Consider the following 17033-nt stretch of genomic DNA (forward strand, 5'->3'; position numbering starts at 1 on the left):
TCCATGGGCGCGGGTGTGATGAAATCGGGCGGAGGAGGCGGCAAACGCCGCCGCCGCAATCGCCGCAGCAGCCAGCCGATGAGCGAGATCAACGTCACACCCTTTGTGGATGTGATGCTGGTGCTGCTCATCATCTTTATGGTCGCCGCGCCGCTGTTGACGGTGGGCGTGCCGGTGGAGCTTCCCAAAACCGCCGCCAACCCGCTGCCTGGTGAGCAAGAAGAGCCGCTGACCATCACGATTGATGCCAATCTGGGCATCACCATTATGACCACGCCGGTGGCGGCCGAAGACCTGATCCCGAAGTTGCGCGCCGTGGCGGCAGAGCGCGAGTCGGATCGTGTGTATCTGCGCGCAGACGGCGCCATTCCCTATGAGGCGGTGGTTCAGGTCATGGGCGCGCTCAATGCGGGCGGCTTTAGCGACGTGGGCCTGGTGACCGATGTGGGTGGCCCGGCGCTGGACGGCACGGATGCTGGCGGGACGGACAACTAGGGCGCGCGCGTGCATATCGGCCATTATATCTCGGGCGTTGCCCACACCGGCCTGATTGGCTGGGTGTTGTTGGGCGGGGTGTTTGACTCCGATCCGCCACCTATGGAGGTGGTGGACATCGCGATGATTTCATCCGCCGAGTTTGATGCGCTGACCCAAAGCCAGCTTGCGCCGGAAACCTCCACCGAGATTGCTCTGCCGCAGCCGCCCGAGGAAACAGAGCCTGCACCAGAGGTGGTCGCGCTGGAAGATGCGGTGGTGCCGCAGCCGGAGCCGATTGAACCGATTGAGGCAGAGCCAGAAGTCGTGCCGGATGTGGCGGATATCGCTGAGCCAACCCCGCCGGAGCCGGAAGTCGCGCCAGACCCGACTCCGCAGTTGCCCACGCCTGAAACCGACACCGCTGTAATCGTTCCAGATGCGCCGGTTGAACCCGTGCCCGCACCGGTGGAGCGCGTCGCGCCTGAGCCTGTAGCACAGCCTGAGCCTGACACAGCCATTGCCGACGCCTTGCAAGAGGCAACCAAACCCGATGAAGCCGGTGAGGCGGCAGAAGAAGTGAAAGAAGACACAGCCCCTGAGGCGGCCTCCACCGAAATCGCCACGGAGCCAAAGCAGGAAGAGGTCGCCAGCGCGGCACCAACGCGCTCCCTGCGTCCGCGTATCCGTCCAAATGCTGTGGCTGAACCCCAGCCCACTCCGGCGGAAGACGCTATCGCGGCCGCCTTGTCGGAAGCGGCGGCCCCAACCCAGTCCACATCCTCTGCGCCCTCCGGTCCGCCTCTCACCCGGGGTGAGAAGGACGGCTTGCGCGTGGCGGTGCAGCAGTGCTGGGTGGTGGATGTTGGCTCTCGCGCTGCGGATGTGACCGTGGTGGTGGGCTTGAGCCTGGACCAGAACGGCAAAGTTCAGGGTGACATTCGCATGTTGAGCTACGAAGGTGGCGATGAAGCCGCCGCCAAAACCGCCTTTGCGGCCGCCCGACGCGCGGTTTTGCGCTGCCAAAAGACTGGTTACGACCTGCCTGCCGAAAAATATGACCATTGGCGGGATGTTGAGATTACATTTAACCCGGAGAAAATGAGGTCCAGATGATGAGACTTTTTGCGACCCTAGTGATCGGGATCCTGACGGTGGGCCATTTTGCCCATCCGGTTGCGGCCCAAGGCCAACCATTGCGCATCGAAATCACCGATGGTGTGATCGAGCCGATGCCCTATGCGGTGCCGGATTTTGTCGCGGAAACCCCGGGCTCCAATCAGGTGGCCAAAGACATCAGCCGCGTGATTGCGGCGGATCTCAACGGCACAGGGCTGTTCCGGGAAATCCCGGCCAAGGCGCATATCTCCTCGATCACCAATTTTGGCAGCCCGGTGCAATTTGCAGACTGGAAAGCGGTGAACGCCCAAGCGCTGATCACTGGTGGGGTGTCCGTCAGCGGCAACCAGCTTGAAGTGAAGTTCCGCGTCTATGACGTGTTCGCCGGCACCGAGCTGGGCAATGGTCTGCGGTTCAAAGGCACCACGGATGGTTGGCGCCGCATGGCGCACAAAGTGGCCGACGCAGTCTATGCGCGGATCACAGGCGAAGGCGGCTATTTTGACAGCCGTGTGGTCTATGTTGCGGAGACCGGCCCAAAGAACAATCGCAAGAAACGTCTGGCGGTGATGGATTATGACGGCGCAAACCTGCAGTATCTGACCGACAGCAGCTCCATTGTGCTTGCCCCGCGCTTCTCCCCGACAGGCGACCGCGTGCTCTACACCAGCTATGAAACCGGCTTCCCGCAGGTTTATGTGCTCGACGTTGGCTCTGTACGTCGCAAAGTGCTCTCAAATGAAAGCGGCACCATGAGCTTTGCCCCACGGTTCAGCCCGGATGGCAAAAGCGTGGTGATGTCGGTGACTGAAGGCGGCAACACCGACCTCTACAAAATGGACATCGCTTCCGGAAAACGTCAACGTCTCACATCAACACCGTCCATCGAGACGGCCCCGAGCTACAGCCCGGATGGCAGCAAGATTGTGTTTGAGAGCGACCGGTCCGGCACGCAGCAGCTTTATGTCATGTCCGCATCCGGTGGAGAAGCCACCCGGATCAGCTTTGGCAAAGGCCGCTACGGCACGCCGGTTTGGTCCCCGCGGGGCGATCTGATTGCCTTCACCAAACAGAACAAAGGTCGCTTCCACATTGGCGTGATGCGCACCGATGGCAGCGATGAACGCCTGCTGACCGCGTCGTTCCTGGACGAGGGCCCAACCTGGTCTCCCAACGGGCGTGTGATCATGTTCACCCGTGAAACCCGTGGCGCTGGCGGTGCGGCCTCGCTCTATTCGGTGGATGTGTCTGGACGTAATTTGAAACCGGTGAAGATCAACGGCGGCGGCTCTGATCCCGCGTGGTCCCCATTGCAATAAGGTAAGAAACCCCCGCGTTTTGCTTGCGCAGAAGCTTGTGATAAGACAGCGTCATTAGAAGAGCACAAAATGCAATTGAGGCGACGGGTATAGAGGCGAGGCAATACTCATGAAAACATGGACAAAAGCGGTGCTGACTGTGGCCGCACTTTCCTTGGCGGCCTGCTCGAATACGGGCGGTTTTGGCAACGACGATGACTTTGGCACCGGCACAGGGGCTGACAGCGGTCTGGGCAGTAGCGCCGATCCAACCTCGATCGCCTACTTTCAGGAAGCTGTCGGTGACCGCGTGTTGTTCCTGGTGGATCAGTCCACCTTGAGCGAGCAGGGCCGTCTGACCGTGCTGGCGCAGGCCAACTGGCTAATGCAGAACCCGGACTACATCGCGGTGATCGAAGGCCATGCCGACGAGCAGGGCACCCGCGAATACAACCTCGCACTTGGCGCGCGCCGCGCCAGCGCCGTTCAGGAGCTTCTGGTGACGCAGGGTGTGGCCTCAAACCGCATCCGCACCGTGAGCTACGGCAAAGAGCGGCCGATTGAGATTTGTTCGGAAGAAAGCTGTTATGCGCAAAACCGCCGTGCGGTGACCGTGCTGACCGCCAACCTGTCGGGGTAAGACATGATGCGAGCGCAAGTATTTGCTTCCTTGAGCGCCCTTGCGCTTGTTGTGGCGCCGATGATGGGCGCTGCCCAAACCCGTAATGAAACGCTGGCAGACATTCGCCAGCAGTTGTCTGTGCTGTACGTTGAAATGCAGAACCTAAAGCGGGAGCTGTCCACCACAGGGTCGGCGGGCACCATTGTGACCGGGGCCACGACGCTGGAGCGTGTGGACGTGATTGAACAGCAGCTGCGGGTGCTCACAGGCAAAACCGAAGAGCTGCAATACCGCGTCGAGCGCATTGTGGCCGATGGCACCAATCGTATTGGTGATCTGGAGTTCCGGCTGGTGGAGCTGGAAGGCGGCGATCTGAGCCAGTTGGGCGAAACCACCACCCTGGGCGGAGATGTGGAAACCTTGCCGTCCACCGGTAGCGACGACACCGGCTCCGGTGATGGCGCGCCAACCGAATTGGCCGTGGGCGAAGAGACGGATTTCAACCGCGCGATGACCGCCTTGGATGCGGGTGAGTTTGGCGCAGCGGCGGATCAGTTTGCCTCCTTTGTGCAGACCTATCCCGGCAGCCCGCTTGAGGCCGAGGCGCATCTGCGTCGGGGCCAAGCGCTGGAAGGCAAAACCGATCTGACCGGCGCCGCGCGCGCCTTTCTGGAAGCTTATTCGGGCGCGCCCCAATCCGGCACCGCGCCAGAGGCGTTGTTCCGACTGGGTAAATCGCTTGGCGCTTTGGGACAGACTAACGAGGCCTGCGTAACGCTCAACGAAGTTGGTGTGCGCTATCCCGGCGGTGCTTTTGTGACCGAAGCTCAGGCGGAAATGGTCAACCTGCAGTGCTCCTAACCCAGCTTTCAAACGCCCTTGATCGGGCGTTTGGCACGGATGTTCCCACAAAACTTGGCGTGGCCGTCAGCGGTGGCGGCGACTCCATGGCACTGCTCGACCTTCTACGCCTATGGGGTAAGGCGGAGCTGGCTGTGGTCAGCGTGAACCATGGTTTACGCACCGAAGCGGCTGAGGAACTGGGGTTGGTTGCAAGCTACGTCGCGCAGCACGACCTTTCGCATGACATTTTGCAGTGGCACTGGGACCGCACGGGAAACCTCCAGAACGCCGCGCGCGAGGGGCGGCGGACGGCGATTGCCGATTGGGCCAAAGCGAATAAACTGCAGCACGTGGCTTTGGGCCACACCCAAGATGATCAGGCCGAGACCTTTTTGATGCGCCTGTCGCGCGGGTCCGGTGTCGACGGGTTGGCCTGCATGTCGGAGCTTCGCAATCGCGATGGCCTGACCTGGCTGCGTCCGATGCTGGAGATCTCTCGCGAGGATTTGCGCCAGCATCTGCGCGACAATGGGATCCTTTGGGCGGACGATCCCAGCAACGAAGACCCGCGCTTTGACCGCGTGAAGGCGCGGCAGATGTATGAAACCCTGACGCCGCTTGGCCTGACCACAGACCGGTTGGCACAAACCGCCGCGCATATGGGGCGCGAAAGAGACGTGCGTGATTGGGCGCTCAATACAGCGGCGCAAAACTATGCTACACTGGACGCCGGTGACGTGGTTTTGGAGGCAGAAGCGCAGAAGGCGCTGCCGGAAGCCCTGTATTCGCGTTTGATGGCTGAAGCGTTGTCGGCTGTGTCTGGCGCGGAATACAAACCGCGGTTCCGTGCCTTACGTGCTGCAATCGAAGCGGGTCAGCCAATCTCGCTCCACGGGTGCTTGATCTTGCCGTCAAAACAGTCGGTGCGCATCACGCGGGAGCTTGCGGCCATCCAAGAGACGCGGTGCCACGTATCTGAGATATGGGATGGCAGATGGCGGTTCGTACCACCGGAGGGCCTTGATGTGACGGAGATGGAGATTGCAGCCCTTGGCGAGCAGGGGCTCCGGGAGATTGACGACTGGCGGTCGCTTGGACGCCCAAGGCCTTCGGTGCTTGCCTCGCCGGCGGTGTGGCACGGTGAAAAATTGATCGCAGCGCCGTTGGCTGGCCTCAAGAATGGCTGGCATGTGAGGCATTTGCCCCACACCAGTGTTTTTGGCACGACTTGTTAGAGCCTTTGCCAATTCGCACATTGATTACGGCCTCGCGATCTCTATTTAACTCTGTACGCCCTCGTGATAGGTCACGGGCGTTCTGAAAGGGAGACTTGCCTTGGGCAATGCGAGAAATGTAGCTTTCTGGGTCGTGCTGTTTTTGCTGATCCTGGCTTTGTTCAACTTGTTCAGCGGAGACAGCAGCTCGCTGCAAAGCCGTGAAAGCAGTTATTCGGACTTTGTGGCTTCGGTGGAAGCCGGGCAGGTCCAGAATGTGGTCATTGATGGCGAGAAACTGCGCTATCAGACACAGGATGGCTCGACCAGTTCGACCATTTTGCCTCGGGACGCAGAGGTGACACAGCTTCTGACCGAAAAAGGCATTGATGTGCGCGCCGAGAGCCAGGAAACCTCCGGCCTGCAAGCCTTCCTGATCAGCCTTTTGCCTTTCCTTCTGTTGATCGGTGTCTGGATCTACTTCATGAACCGCATGCAGGGTGGCGGCAAAGGTGGCGCGATGGGCTTTGGCAAATCCAAAGCCAAGATGCTGACCGAAAAGCATGGCCGCGTGACCTTTGACGATGTGGCTGGCATTGATGAGGCCAAAGAAGAGCTGGAAGAGATTGTTGAATTCCTGCGCAACCCGCAGAAGTTCTCCCGCCTTGGCGGAAAAATCCCGAAAGGCGCGCTGCTTGTGGGCCCTCCCGGCACCGGTAAAACCCTTCTTGCCCGCGCGATTGCTGGCGAAGCAGGTGTGCCGTTCTTCACCATCTCCGGGTCCGACTTTGTTGAAATGTTTGTGGGTGTGGGTGCCTCCCGTGTCCGTGACATGTTTGAGCAGGCCAAGAAAAACGCGCCTTGTATCGTCTTTATCGACGAGATCGACGCCGTGGGTCGTCATCGTGGTGCTGGCTACGGCGGTGGCAACGACGAACGTGAACAGACCCTCAACCAGTTGCTGGTGGAGATGGACGGCTTTGAAGCCAACGAGGGTGTGATCATCCTCGCGGCGACCAACCGTCGTGACGTGCTCGACCCTGCGCTGCTGCGTCCGGGCCGTTTTGACCGCAATGTGACCGTGGGCAACCCGGACATCAAAGGCCGTGAAAAAATCCTCGGCGTGCACGCCCGCAAAACCCCGCTGGGCCCAGACGTAGACCTGCGCATCATCGCGCGTGGTACGCCTGGTTTCTCGGGTGCCGATCTGGCCAACCTCGTGAACGAGGCCGCGTTGATGGCGGCGCGTGTCGGTCGTCGCTTTGTCACCATGGAGGATTTTGAATCCGCCAAAGACAAGGTGATGATGGGCGCAGAACGCCGCTCGATGGTGCTGACGCAGGATCAAAAAGAGAAAACCGCCTATCACGAAGCGGGCCACGCGCTGGTGGGCTTGAAGCTGCCAGAATGTGATCCGGTCTACAAAGCGACGATCATCCCGCGTGGTGGTGCGTTGGGGATGGTTGTGTCTCTGCCCGAGATGGACCGTTTGAACTGGCACAAGTCCGAGTGTGAGCAGAAGCTGGCGATGACTATGGCGGGTAAGGCGGCCGAGATCATCAAATACGGTGACGACCACGTGTCCAACGGCCCTGCCGGTGACATTCAGCAGGCGAGCCAACTGGCGCGCGCCATGGTGATGCGCTGGGGCATGTCGGATAAAGTGGGCAACATCGATTATGCCGAGGCGCACGAAGGCTACCAAGGCAACACCGGTGGGTTCTCCGTATCGGCACACACCAAAGAGCTGATCGAAGAAGAGGTGAAGCGCCTCATCCAGGATGGCTACGACGCCGCGCACAAATTGCTGACTGACTACAACGAAGAGTGGGAACGTCTGGCGCAGGGACTTCTGGAATATGAGACCTTGACCGGTGACGAAATCAAGCGTGTGATGGACGGAGAGCCGCCGCACTCTGATGACAACAACGGCGATGATACGGACGAAGGCAACGCCCCAAGCGTGACCGCGATCCCGAAAACAAAGCCGCGCAATAAGCCAAGTGGGGACGGCGGACTGGAGCCGGAACCCACGGCCTAACCTGAGGGATAGGCCCAAGACCATGAAACCCCGGAGCGTGAGGGCGCTCCGGGGTTTTTCTTTTGGGAGGTCCAAATTGGATGGCTCACAGATGCTGAACACCCTCATCACCCATCTTTGATTGTCAGCCAGACTCTCGACCTCTAGGTATCTGCCAAGCACTGTGACGAGGGAGCGCAAAATGCCTGCATTAAAACCAACAACCTTTGAAGCCGAAGTGGTCTGGCTGGGCCGGGTGGCCAATTCGGAAGAAAACCTAAGCGCCGCGCCGGTGCCGTCGTTGGATCTGGCTTTGGGAGGCGATGCGGGCGAGTTTCACTCGGGCATCACACGGCCGTCCTGTGTGCGCGTCAAAGCGCTGTATGAGCGGGGCACCGAAATCATGAACGTGCGCCAGCTGTCGGTCTTGTCTCAGGAAGAACTCGACATGATCGCCAAAGACATGGGGCTTGAAGCCGTGGACCCGGCCTGGGTGGGCGCGTCGATTGTGCTCAAAGGCATTCCGGATTTTACTCATGTGCCGCCAAATTCTCGCCTGCAAGGGCCGGACGGGGTGACCATCACCGTGGACATGGAAAACCGCCCCTGTGTGTTGCCCGGCCGGGTGATCGAGGGCGCCCATCCCGGCCATGGGCCCAAGTTCAAAACCGCCGCCACCGGCAAACGCGGTGTGACCGCTTGGGTGGAGCGGGCAGGCACGCTGTCCGTGGGCGATACCATGCGCTTGTTTGTGCCGGACCAGCCGGTCTGGAGCCATCTGGAGCGCGCCCGCAAATCCTGAGTGTGCAGACATTCCACTAAGGGTGGTCCTTGTGCCCGATCCTGACGTAACGTCTCCAAAACGAAACCGGCGCCTCTTATGCCGACGCTAGAAGCGTCGGATATGTCGGAAACGCATCTCATTGCCGTTTTTTCGGCGCTACAAATGAGGTGAGAGAGCGTCAAATTTTATGACAGGGACCACCATGAGCTTCAAAACCGATATTGAAATCGCCCGTGAGGCAAAGAAACAACCTATCCAGGAGATTGGCGCAAAGCTGGGTATTGGCAGTGAGGATTTGCTGCCCTACGGCCACGACAAAGCCAAGATCAGCCAGGAGTTCATCAACTCCGTGCAGGACCGTGAAAACGGCAAGCTGATTCTGGTGACCGCGATCAACCCAACCCCTGCGGGCGAAGGCAAAACCACCACCACCGTCGGCCTGGGCGACGGTCTGAACGCGATTGGCAAAAAAGCCGCTGTGTGTATCCGCGAGGCCTCCTTGGGGCCAAACTTCGGCATGAAGGGCGGCGCCGCGGGCGGTGGCTACGCGCAAATCGTGCCAATGGAAGAGATGAACCTGCACTTCACGGGCGACTTCCACGCAATCACCTCTGCGCACAACCTGCTGTCGGCGATGATCGACAACCACATCTACTGGGGCAACGAGCTGGAAATCGACGAACGCCGTGTGACTTGGCGTCGTGTGCTCGACATGAACGACCGCGCGCTGCGTGACACCGTGACTTCGCTTGGCGGCGTTGCCAACGGCTTCCCACGTCAGACCGGCTTTGACATCACCGTGGCCTCCGAGGTTATGGCGATCCTGTGTCTCGCCAACAATCTGGATGACCTGCAAAAACGTCTGGGTGACATGATTGTGGCCTACCGCCGTGACCGCAGCCCGATCTATGCGCGCGACATCAAAGCCGACGGCGCAATGACCGTTTTGCTGAAAGACGCGATGCAGCCGAACCTGGTGCAGACGTTGGAGAACAACCCGGCCTTTGTACACGGCGGCCCATTCGCCAACATCGCCCACGGCTGTAACTCCGTGATCGCCACCACCACCGCGCTGAAGGTTGCGGATTATGTGGTGACCGAAGCGGGCTTTGGTGCCGATCTGGGCGCCGAGAAGTTCATGAACATCAAATGCCGCAAAGCGGGCCTTGCGCCGGATGCGGTTGTGCTGGTGGCCACCATCCGCGCGATGAAAATGAACGGCGGCGTTGCCAAAGCAGACCTCGGCGCGGAAAACGTCGATGCGGTGAACGAAGGCTGCGCCAACCTGGGCCGTCACATCGGCAACCTGAAGCAGTTCGGCGTGCCAGTTGTTGTGGCGATCAACCACTTTGTCTCCGACACAGACGCCGAAGTACAGGCAGTCAAAGACTATGTCGAAGGCCAAGGCTCTGAAGCCATTCTTTGCCAGCACTGGGAGAAAGGTTCCGAAGGCACCAAAGAACTCGCAACCCGTATTGCAGAAATCGCCGACGCCGGTGTGAGCCAGTTTGCGCCACTCTACAAAGACGAGCTGCCGCTGTTTGAGAAAATTGAGCGCATCGCAACCTCGATCTACCGCGCGGATGAGGTGCTGGCGGATAAGAAAATCCGTGATCAGCTCAAGGCCTGGGAAGACGCGGGCTACGGCCACCTGCCGGTCTGTATGGCGAAGACCCAGTACAGCTTCTCCACCGACCCAAATCTGCGTGGTGCACCAACCGGCCACTCCGTGCCAGTGCGTGAGGTGCGCCTGAGCGCTGGCGCCGGCTTCATCGTGGTGATCTGTGGGTCGATCATGACCATGCCTGGCCTGCCACGCCACCCGGCGGCGGAGAATATCCGCATCAATGACGAGGGACTGGTCGAAGGCCTGTTCTAACGCATTGCGGTTTGGACTGAGGCGGGGTAGGGCATGCGCAACACTTGCGAGAGGATGCCATGCTGAGCCCCGCCGATTGTCCTGACATGCCCACCCTGCGTGCGCAGATCGATACGCTGGACCGTGAATTGGTCCGCCTGCTGGCGCTGCGCACCACTTACATTGACCGCGCCGTTGAAATCAAAAGCGGCGTGGGGCTTCCCGCCAAAATTCCCGCCCGTGTCGAAGACGTTGTGGCCAAGGTCAAAGCGACCGCGACAGAAGAAGGGCTGGACACCGAGATCGCCGAGGCTCTGTGGCGCCAGTTGATTGACTGGTCCATCGCTCGGGAAGCCAAAACCATCAAGTTAGACTGACGCGCAAGGAGCGGCGCGTGTGAAAGCACCCACCGGGGCGCGCCCCCGGGCAGATCATAAAGGGGAGCGTGATGAGCGCACAGATTATTGACGGCAAAGCCTTTGCGGCCACAGTTCGCGAGAAAGTGGCGGGCCATGTGGCACGTCTGAAAGAGGAAAACGACATCACACCCGGTCTGGCCGTGGTGCTGGTTGGCGAAGACCCAGCCTCGCAGGTCTATGTGCGCTCCAAAGGCAAACAGACCGTCGAAGTCGGCATGAACTCCTATGAGCACAAGCTCGATGCTGACACCTCCGAAGCAGACCTGCTGGCCCTGATCGACAAGCTGAACAACGATCCTGCGGTGCACGGCATACTGGTGCAACTGCCACTGCCCGGCCATCTGAACGAAGATCTGGTGATCAACTCGATCGATCCGGCCAAAGACGTGGATGGTTTCCACATTTCCAACGTGGGCCTTCTAGGCACGGGGCAGAAATCCATGGTGCCCTGCACACCGCTTGGCTGTCTGATGATGCTGCGCGACCATCACGGCTCGCTGTCCGGCATGGATGCGGTGGTGATCGGCCGCTCCAACATCGTGGGCAAGCCAATGGCGCAGCTATTGCTGGGTGACAGCTGCACCGTGACCATCGCGCATTCCCGCACCAAAGACCTGCCAGACGTGGTACGCCGTGCCGACATCGTCGTGGCGGCTGTGGGGCGTCCTGAAATGGTGCCAGGAGACTGGATCAAAGAAGGTGCCACTGTGATCGACGTGGGCATCAACCGCATCGACGCGCCAGAAAAAGGCGAAGGCAAAACCCGTCTGGTGGGCGACGTGCACTTTGAAAGTGCCGCGGCTGTGGCCGGTGCGATCACACCGGTGCCGGGTGGCGTAGGTCCAATGACAATCGCCTGCTTGTTGGCCAACACCGTAACGGCGTGCTGCCGTGCCAACGGCCTGGCCGAGCCGGAAGGTTTGACGGCGTAAGGCGATCGCTGAGATGAAACTGGAAAGGGTCGCTTTGGCGGCCCTTTTTATTTTCTCCTTTGCCAAATCCCTGATTTGGCAGCGCCCGAACCGCCCCCACGGGGCGGGCGCTTCGCTTCCAGCCCCTCGGTTCGGGCGCGATGGCTTTCTACTGTCAGTCAGCCCATGGCCCGTGATGGCCGCTGCCCCCATCGACCCGCGCAAAGCTGTGGCGGCCAAAGAAATCGCGCTGCCCTTGAATCAGATCCGCGGTGCCGCGCGATTGTGTCATGCCGTCAAACCATGCCAACGCGGCCGTCATCACCGGCACTGGATGCCCGGCGGCGATGGCGGCGCCCACCACAGCGCGCAACGCTGGAACCGCGTCTTTAAGCGTCGCCGCCATCTCCGGCGCATAGGCCAGAAGGCCAGCCGGTGGCGCGTTGCGGAAGGCGTCCGCAATGCCGCTGAGCAATTCAGACCGAATGATGCAGCCCGCCCGCCAGATCTCTGCACAGCGCGACAGGTCCAAATCCCAGCCAAACTCGTCAGACGCGCTAGACAACAGGTCAAACCCCTGACTGTGACCGATAATGCGTGTCGCCAAGGCTGCTTGTTCTATTTGCGCTGTTGTCACCGCAACCGTACCTCGCGTTGGCGCAAAAATCTCTTCGCCAACGGCGCGTGCCTCACGACCTGCGGACCAAACGCGCGCGCCCACCGCAGCCTCAACCGTATTGGCAGCCACGCCCAGTTTCTGCGCTTCAATCGCGGTCCAGCGGCCAGTGCCTTTTTGGCCAGCGGTGTCGACAATCACATCCACCAGCGGCTTGTCTGTCTTGGGATCAATCGTCTGAAGAACTTCGGCGGAGATCTCCGCGAGATAACTGCGCATCGGCCCATTGTTCCAGCGCTCAAACTCCGCGCCAATCTCCGCTGGCGATATCGTCAAACCATGGCGCATCAGGCCATAGCTCTCCGCCAAAAGCTGCATGTCGGCATATTCAATGCCGTTGTGCACCGTCTTCACAAAATGCCCGGCACCATCCGGCCCGACATGATCGACACAAGGTTCACCCTCAAACTTGGCCGAGATCGCTTCCAGCATGGGGCGCATTGCCTCCCAAACCGAGGCTGTGCCGCCCACCATCATCGACGGGCCAGTGCGCGCACCAAACTCGCCGCCGGACACGCCCATGCCCATATAGGCCAACCCGCTGGCCTCCAGGTCGGCGGCGCGGCGGCGGGTGTCCTGAAAATCAGAGTTGCCTGCATCAATCAGCACATCTCCGGGCTGCATGTGCGGGCGGGCTTGGGCAATGGCCTCTTCCACAGCCTGACCCGCAGGGATCAGGAAAATGATCGCGCGGGGGGCGGGCATGTCCCGTACCATGTCGGCCAGGCTGTCGTGGCCGGTGAAATTTCCTTCAAAGGCAGGTGCGTTAGCCACAAAACTGTCCATATCGACTTTGCGATAGGAGGCCACATGAAGATTAAAACCGTTTTCGGCGATGTTATGCGCCAGGGCGGTGCCCATTGTACCAAGTCCGTAGAGGCCAAAATTTGCAAGCGTCATCGGTTTGCTCCTTGTCATCAAGGCAATTAAGTGAGTTGGCCGTGCCGCCCGAAACCGCGGTGCGCTGCCCCTATGTCATGCGCTAACAGAGGGATGTCAATCGGTCGTTGGTCGATAACGCCAAAAGCGTTTCTTTGATTTGGCCCACGGATATGTCGGGAGGCAAGCTGGCGTCAACGGTCACGCAGGTCTCATCCGGGGTCGGGGGCTCTAATGTCTCCAGTTGGCTATCAAGCAGGCTTGGCGGCATAAAGTGGTCCGCTCTGCCGGTGATACGTGCGCGGATCGTGTCAGGATCCGCCGCGAGATAGACAGTGATAGCGTCAGGGTTCCTGGCGCGCAAAATATCCCGATAACTGCGTTTGAGCGCAGAACAGGCTACCACCACAGGCGTATCCGGCCGAGCTGTCCGCGCCTGCTGCATTGCGCCCGCCAACGCGTCCAGCCAGGGGTGCCGCATTGTGTCCGTTAATGGCGTACCAGCCGCCATGGCAGCAATGTTGTCCGGGGGATGATATTCATCCGCTTCAATGTAGCGCCCGCCGATCTGTTCCGCCAAAGCCTGCGCCACCGTGGTTTTGCCTACCCCGCTGACACCCATTACGATGAGTGCCCGGCCGCTTATGTCTTGGGTCATGTCGCGCCTCCCTCTCTGCCTCCACATAAATGGTAGCGCAAACATTTTTCAAGGTGCCGTGGCCTCCCCGCCAATCGCAAGGGTCAATTCCCGAGCCGCCGCGGTCACGGCCTTCGCCAGACGGTCAGTTTCCGCCGCACTCACACGACTTGCGGGGCCCGACACGGAAATGCCCGCCACCGCCTCGCCGTTAAAGTCAAACACCGGAGCTGCGATACAACGCATGCCCATGTTGCGCTCCTCGTCGTCTACAGAGTAACCACGCTCCCGAATGGCAAGCAGGTCTTCAAGAAGCGCATCCACATCGGTGATGGTGCGCTCGGTGAATGCTGTGAGCTCTTCGGTGGCCAAAAGCCGATTGCGCCGACCTGCTTCCATTTGTGCCAACAAGGCCTTGCCAATGCCGGAGGCATGCATCTGCGAGAGGGTGCCAGGTGGGAAAAACGCCCGGATGGTGGCGTGTGTTTCCACTTGGCTGAGGAAGAGTACCTGTCCTTCGCGCTCCACGCCAAGGTTGGCGGTTTCCCCGGTCAGCTCCATCAGCTTGCGCATCACAGGCCGCGCGCGGTCCACCAAACTGGTGCGCCGCAAGAAACGGGCACCAATGATGAAGGCGCGGGGGCCAATGTGCCAAAGCTGCTCGCGGTTCTCAAATTCGACCAGCCCACGGGTCTCCAGTGTCACCAGAATGCGGTACACCGTGGCTGGAGATTGCCTCATCTCGTCGGCAATCTGCGACAAGGTCTTGCCCTGTGCCTCGCTCAGATACTCAAACACCCCCATCGCGCGATCGAGTGATTTGATGGTGTTTTGCGCGGTCTTGTCATGCCAGTCACGCGGACGACCACGCGCCTTTGGACCGCCATTTTCGCCATTCCTTTGAGAAACCATAAACAGCCCCTTCGAAATTATTGAAAAGAGCATTCACAATATGAAAAAATCAAGCATCTGACAATATTGAATAATTTCGACATTTTCATTTCTGAAATCATTCTTCAAAAAAATTTCCCGCCGCAAGTTGCCCCGCTATGGTCGTCTCAACGCTTGAAGGAGACCTGCCATGAGCTTCCAAAACCCTGTCTTTATTCCCGGTCCAACCAACATTCCGGAAAGCCTGCGCAAGGCTTGCGACATGCCCACCATCGACCATCGCTCGCCGCTGTTTGGTCAAATCCTGCACCCGGCCCGCGAAGGTGTGCGCAAAGTGCTCAAAAGCGAGAGCGCAGAAGTGTTCATCTTCCCATCCACCGGCACCGGCGGCTGGGAAACCGCACTGACCAACACGCTGTCCGCAGGCGACAAAATCCTCGCTGCGCGCAACGGCATGTTCAGCCACCGCTGGATCGACATGTGCCAGCGTCATGATCTCGACGTGCAGGTTGTGGAAACCCCTTGGGGCGAAGGTCTGCCAGCGGACCGCTACGAGGAGATCCTAACCGCAGACACCAACCATGAAATCAAAGCCGTTCTGGCCACCCACAACGAGACGGCCACCGGTGTGAAATCCGACATCGCCGCCGTGCGTCGCGCTTTGGACGCCGCAGGCCACCCGGCACTGCTGTTTGTCGATGGCGTGTCCTCGATTGCCTCCATGGACTTCCGCATGGATGAGTGGGGCGTGGATGTTGCCGTGACCGGCTCGCAAAAAGGCTTCATGCTGACCGCTGGCCTCGCCATCGTGGGTTTCAGCGCCAAAGCCATGGCCGCAACTGAGACTGCCAAACTGCCGCGCACCTTCTTTGACGTGCACGACATGGCCAAAGGCTACGCTGCCAACGCTTACCCTTACACGCCCGCCGTGGGGTTGTTGAATGGCCTGAACGAAGCTTGCACCATGCTGCTCAACGAAGGTCTGGACAACGTCTTTGCCCGTCACTCCCGCATTGCCGAAGGCGTGCGCGCCGCTGTGGGTGCTTGGGGGCTGGAACTCTGCGCCGCCAACCCGTCGGTTTACTCGGACACCGTGAGTGCGATCAAAACACCGGAAGGGTTTAACGCCACCGACATCGTCACCCATGCGGCGGAGAAATACGGCGTGGCCTTTGGTGTGGGCCTTGGTGAGGTGGCTGGCAAAGTCTTCCGGATCGGTCACCTTGGCAGCCTGACCGACGTGATGGCGCTCTCCGGCATCGCCACTGCAGAGATGTGCATGGTGGACCTTGGCCTGGACATCAAACTGGGCAGTGGCGTGGCCGCCGCACAAGATTTCTACCGTGGCAACACGGCGTCGGTGCAGAAGGACGCGGCCTGATGTTGGACAGCGATATGTATATCCCAACCTATGAGGACATGCTGGAGGCGCACGCGCGCATCCAGCCCCACATCCGCCGCACCCCGGTGCGCGTGTCGGACTACCTCAACGAGCTGACTGGCGCAGAACTGTTCTTCAAATGTGAGAACTTCCAAGAGCCGGGTGCCTTCAAAGTGCGCGGCGCGGCCAATGCGGTCTTTGGACTGGATGAGGAGCAGGCCAAACGCGGCGTCGCCACCCATTCCTCCGGCAACCATGCGTCTTGCCTGAGCTATGCGGCCATGAAACGTGGCATTCCGTGCAACGTGGTCATGCCGCGCACCGCGCCGCAGGCCAAAAAAGACACCGTGCGCCGCTATGGCGGTAGGATCACCGAATGTGAACCTTCCACCACCTCGCGCGAGGCGACCTTTGCCGAAGTGCAAGCGGCCACCGGGGGCGATTTTGTGCATCCTTACAACGATCCTCGCGTGATTGCGGGGCAGGGGACCTGCTCCAAAGAATTCATCGAGCAGACCGACGGTCTGGACATGGTGGTTGCGCCCATTGGTGGCGGTGGCATGATCTCTGGCACCTGCCTGACGCTCGCCACCTTGGCGCCGGAAACGCAGGTGATTGCGGCGGAGCCAGAGCAGGCGGACGACGCCTACCGCAGCTTCAAGGCGGGGCACATCATCGCCGATGACGCGCCCAAAACCATTGCTGACGGGCTGTTGGTGCCGCTCAAAGAGCGCACTTGGCACTTTGTCTCCAACCACGTGAGCGAGATTTACACCGCGTCCGAGCAAGAAATCATTGATGCGATGAAGCTCACCTGGAAGCATCTCCGCATCGTGATGGAACCTTCCTCCGCGGTGCCTTTGGCGACAGTTCTCAAGAACCCCGACGCTTTCAGAGGCAAACGCGTGGGGATGATCATCACCGGTGGCAACGTTGATCTCGATAAGCTGCCCTGGTTGCCAACCACCTGACACACAGACAACTCTATTTTCGACAGAGGATGAGGA

16 protein-coding genes are annotated in these 17033 nt (G+C 60.0%); 13 read left to right on the plus strand and 3 right to left on the minus strand.

Annotated features, from left to right (window positions below):
* Positions 1 to 3 precede the first annotated feature (3 nt).
* From tolR to folD, 11 genes are all read left to right on the plus strand, one after another.
* Complete coding sequence (gene tolR / locus MK208_RS13205) at positions 4 to 495, plus strand: protein TolR (RefSeq protein ID WP_294117234.1); 492 nt, start codon at positions 4 to 6, stop codon at positions 493 to 495.
* 9 nt (positions 496 to 504) lie between these two features.
* Positions 505 to 1590 (plus strand): hypothetical protein, encoded by a 1086-nt coding sequence (locus MK208_RS13210; protein WP_294117236.1) that lies wholly within the window; start codon positions 505 to 507, stop codon positions 1588 to 1590.
* Positions 1587 to 2912: a Tol-Pal system beta propeller repeat protein TolB gene (gene tolB / locus MK208_RS13215; protein WP_294117238.1), complete on the plus strand. Its 1326-nt coding sequence runs from the start codon at positions 1587 to 1589 to the stop codon at positions 2910 to 2912. The genes MK208_RS13210 and tolB overlap by 4 nt, the downstream gene beginning before the upstream one ends.
* Positions 2913 to 3021: 109 nt before the next feature.
* Positions 3022 to 3531 carry a peptidoglycan-associated lipoprotein Pal gene (gene pal, locus MK208_RS13220; protein WP_294117239.1) on the plus strand — a complete coding sequence of 170 codons (510 nt, stop codon included), beginning with the start codon at positions 3022 to 3024 and terminating at the stop codon, positions 3529 to 3531.
* A gap of 3 nt (positions 3532 to 3534) precedes the next feature.
* On the plus strand, positions 3535 to 4374 hold the full coding sequence (gene ybgF, locus MK208_RS13225) for a tol-pal system protein YbgF (protein ID WP_366011021.1): 840 nt from the start codon (positions 3535 to 3537) through the stop codon (positions 4372 to 4374).
* 59 nt (positions 4375 to 4433) lie between these two features.
* Positions 4434 to 5591 carry a tRNA lysidine(34) synthetase TilS gene (gene tilS / locus MK208_RS13230; RefSeq protein ID WP_294117242.1) on the plus strand — a complete coding sequence of 386 codons (1158 nt, stop codon included), beginning with the start codon at positions 4434 to 4436 and terminating at the stop codon, positions 5589 to 5591.
* 100 nt (positions 5592 to 5691) lie between these two features.
* Positions 5692 to 7611, plus strand: a complete 1920-nt coding sequence (gene ftsH, locus MK208_RS13235; RefSeq protein WP_294117245.1) for an ATP-dependent zinc metalloprotease FtsH — start codon at positions 5692 to 5694, stop codon at positions 7609 to 7611.
* A gap of 181 nt (positions 7612 to 7792) precedes the next feature.
* Positions 7793 to 8392 (plus strand): MOSC domain-containing protein, encoded by a 600-nt coding sequence (locus MK208_RS13240; RefSeq protein WP_294117247.1) that lies wholly within the window; start codon positions 7793 to 7795, stop codon positions 8390 to 8392.
* 184 nt (positions 8393 to 8576) lie between these two features.
* Positions 8577 to 10253: a formate--tetrahydrofolate ligase gene (locus tag MK208_RS13245; RefSeq protein WP_294117532.1), complete on the plus strand. Its 1677-nt coding sequence runs from the start codon at positions 8577 to 8579 to the stop codon at positions 10251 to 10253.
* 59 nt (positions 10254 to 10312) lie between these two features.
* Positions 10313 to 10609 (plus strand): chorismate mutase, encoded by a 297-nt coding sequence (locus MK208_RS13250; RefSeq protein WP_294117249.1) that lies wholly within the window; start codon positions 10313 to 10315, stop codon positions 10607 to 10609.
* A gap of 71 nt (positions 10610 to 10680) precedes the next feature.
* The gene (folD, locus tag MK208_RS13255) at positions 10681 to 11583 is read left to right on the plus strand and encodes a bifunctional methylenetetrahydrofolate dehydrogenase/methenyltetrahydrofolate cyclohydrolase FolD (protein WP_294117251.1); all 903 of its coding nucleotides are present in this window, start codon (positions 10681 to 10683) and stop codon (positions 11581 to 11583) included.
* Between the two features lie 154 nt (positions 11584 to 11737).
* Here the strand turns inward: folD and gndA are convergent, their stop codons facing one another.
* The 3 genes from gndA to bhcR form a co-directional block, all read right to left on the minus strand.
* Complete coding sequence (gene gndA, locus MK208_RS13260; protein WP_294117252.1) at positions 11738 to 13138, minus strand: NADP-dependent phosphogluconate dehydrogenase; 1401 nt, start codon at positions 13136 to 13138, stop codon at positions 11738 to 11740.
* Positions 13139 to 13220: 82 nt separating this feature from the next.
* Positions 13221 to 13775, minus strand: a complete 555-nt coding sequence (locus MK208_RS13265; protein WP_294117254.1) for a gluconokinase — start codon at positions 13773 to 13775, stop codon at positions 13221 to 13223.
* Positions 13776 to 13823: 48 nt separating this feature from the next.
* Positions 13824 to 14666 carry an HTH-type transcriptional regulator BhcR gene (gene bhcR, locus MK208_RS13270; protein ID WP_294117256.1) on the minus strand — a complete coding sequence of 281 codons (843 nt, stop codon included), beginning with the start codon at positions 14664 to 14666 and terminating at the stop codon, positions 13824 to 13826.
* Positions 14667 to 14835: 169 nt separating this feature from the next.
* Here bhcR and bhcA point away from each other — a divergent pair, with 169 nt between their 5' ends.
* Together bhcA and bhcB are read left to right on the plus strand one after the other, a co-directional pair.
* A complete protein-coding gene (gene bhcA / locus MK208_RS13275; RefSeq protein WP_294117258.1) occupies positions 14836 to 16026 on the plus strand; it encodes an L-aspartate--glyoxylate aminotransferase BhcA in 1191 nt (396 codons plus the stop codon).
* The gene (gene bhcB, locus MK208_RS13280) at positions 16026 to 16997 is read left to right on the plus strand and encodes a beta-hydroxyaspartate dehydratase BhcB (RefSeq protein WP_294117259.1); all 972 of its coding nucleotides are present in this window, start codon (positions 16026 to 16028) and stop codon (positions 16995 to 16997) included. The genes bhcA and bhcB overlap by 1 nt, the downstream gene beginning before the upstream one ends.
* The last annotated feature ends 36 nt before the right edge of the window (positions 16998 to 17033 follow it).

It is taken from the genome of Shimia sp., from assembly GCF_022448905.1.
In the GTDB taxonomy this organism is placed as follows: Bacteria; Pseudomonadota; Alphaproteobacteria; order Rhodobacterales; family Rhodobacteraceae; genus Shimia.

Coding starts and splice junctions, on each gene's coding strand:
- tolR (WP_294117234.1), top strand. CDS start 4: ATGGGCGCGGGTGTGATGAAATCGGGCGGAGGAGGCGGCAAACGCCGC.
- tolB (WP_294117238.1), top strand. CDS start 1,587: ATGATGAGACTTTTTGCGACCCTAGTGATCGGGATCCTGACGGTGGGC.
- pal (WP_294117239.1), top strand. CDS start 3,022: ATGAAAACATGGACAAAAGCGGTGCTGACTGTGGCCGCACTTTCCTTG.
- ybgF (WP_366011021.1), top strand. CDS start 3,535: ATGATGCGAGCGCAAGTATTTGCTTCCTTGAGCGCCCTTGCGCTTGTT.
- MK208_RS13240 (WP_294117247.1), top strand. CDS start 7,793: ATGCCTGCATTAAAACCAACAACCTTTGAAGCCGAAGTGGTCTGGCTG.
- MK208_RS13245 (WP_294117532.1), top strand. CDS start 8,577: ATGAGCTTCAAAACCGATATTGAAATCGCCCGTGAGGCAAAGAAACAA.
- MK208_RS13250 (WP_294117249.1), top strand. CDS start 10,313: ATGCTGAGCCCCGCCGATTGTCCTGACATGCCCACCCTGCGTGCGCAG.
- folD (WP_294117251.1), top strand. CDS start 10,681: ATGAGCGCACAGATTATTGACGGCAAAGCCTTTGCGGCCACAGTTCGC.
- gndA (WP_294117252.1), bottom strand. CDS start 13,138: ATGACGCTTGCAAATTTTGGCCTCTACGGACTTGGTACAATGGGCACC.
- MK208_RS13265 (WP_294117254.1), bottom strand. CDS start 13,775: ATGACCCAAGACATAAGCGGCCGGGCACTCATCGTAATGGGTGTCAGC.
- bhcR (WP_294117256.1), bottom strand. CDS start 14,666: ATGGTTTCTCAAAGGAATGGCGAAAATGGCGGTCCAAAGGCGCGTGGT.
- bhcA (WP_294117258.1), top strand. CDS start 14,836: ATGAGCTTCCAAAACCCTGTCTTTATTCCCGGTCCAACCAACATTCCG.
- bhcB (WP_294117259.1), top strand. CDS start 16,026: ATGTTGGACAGCGATATGTATATCCCAACCTATGAGGACATGCTGGAG.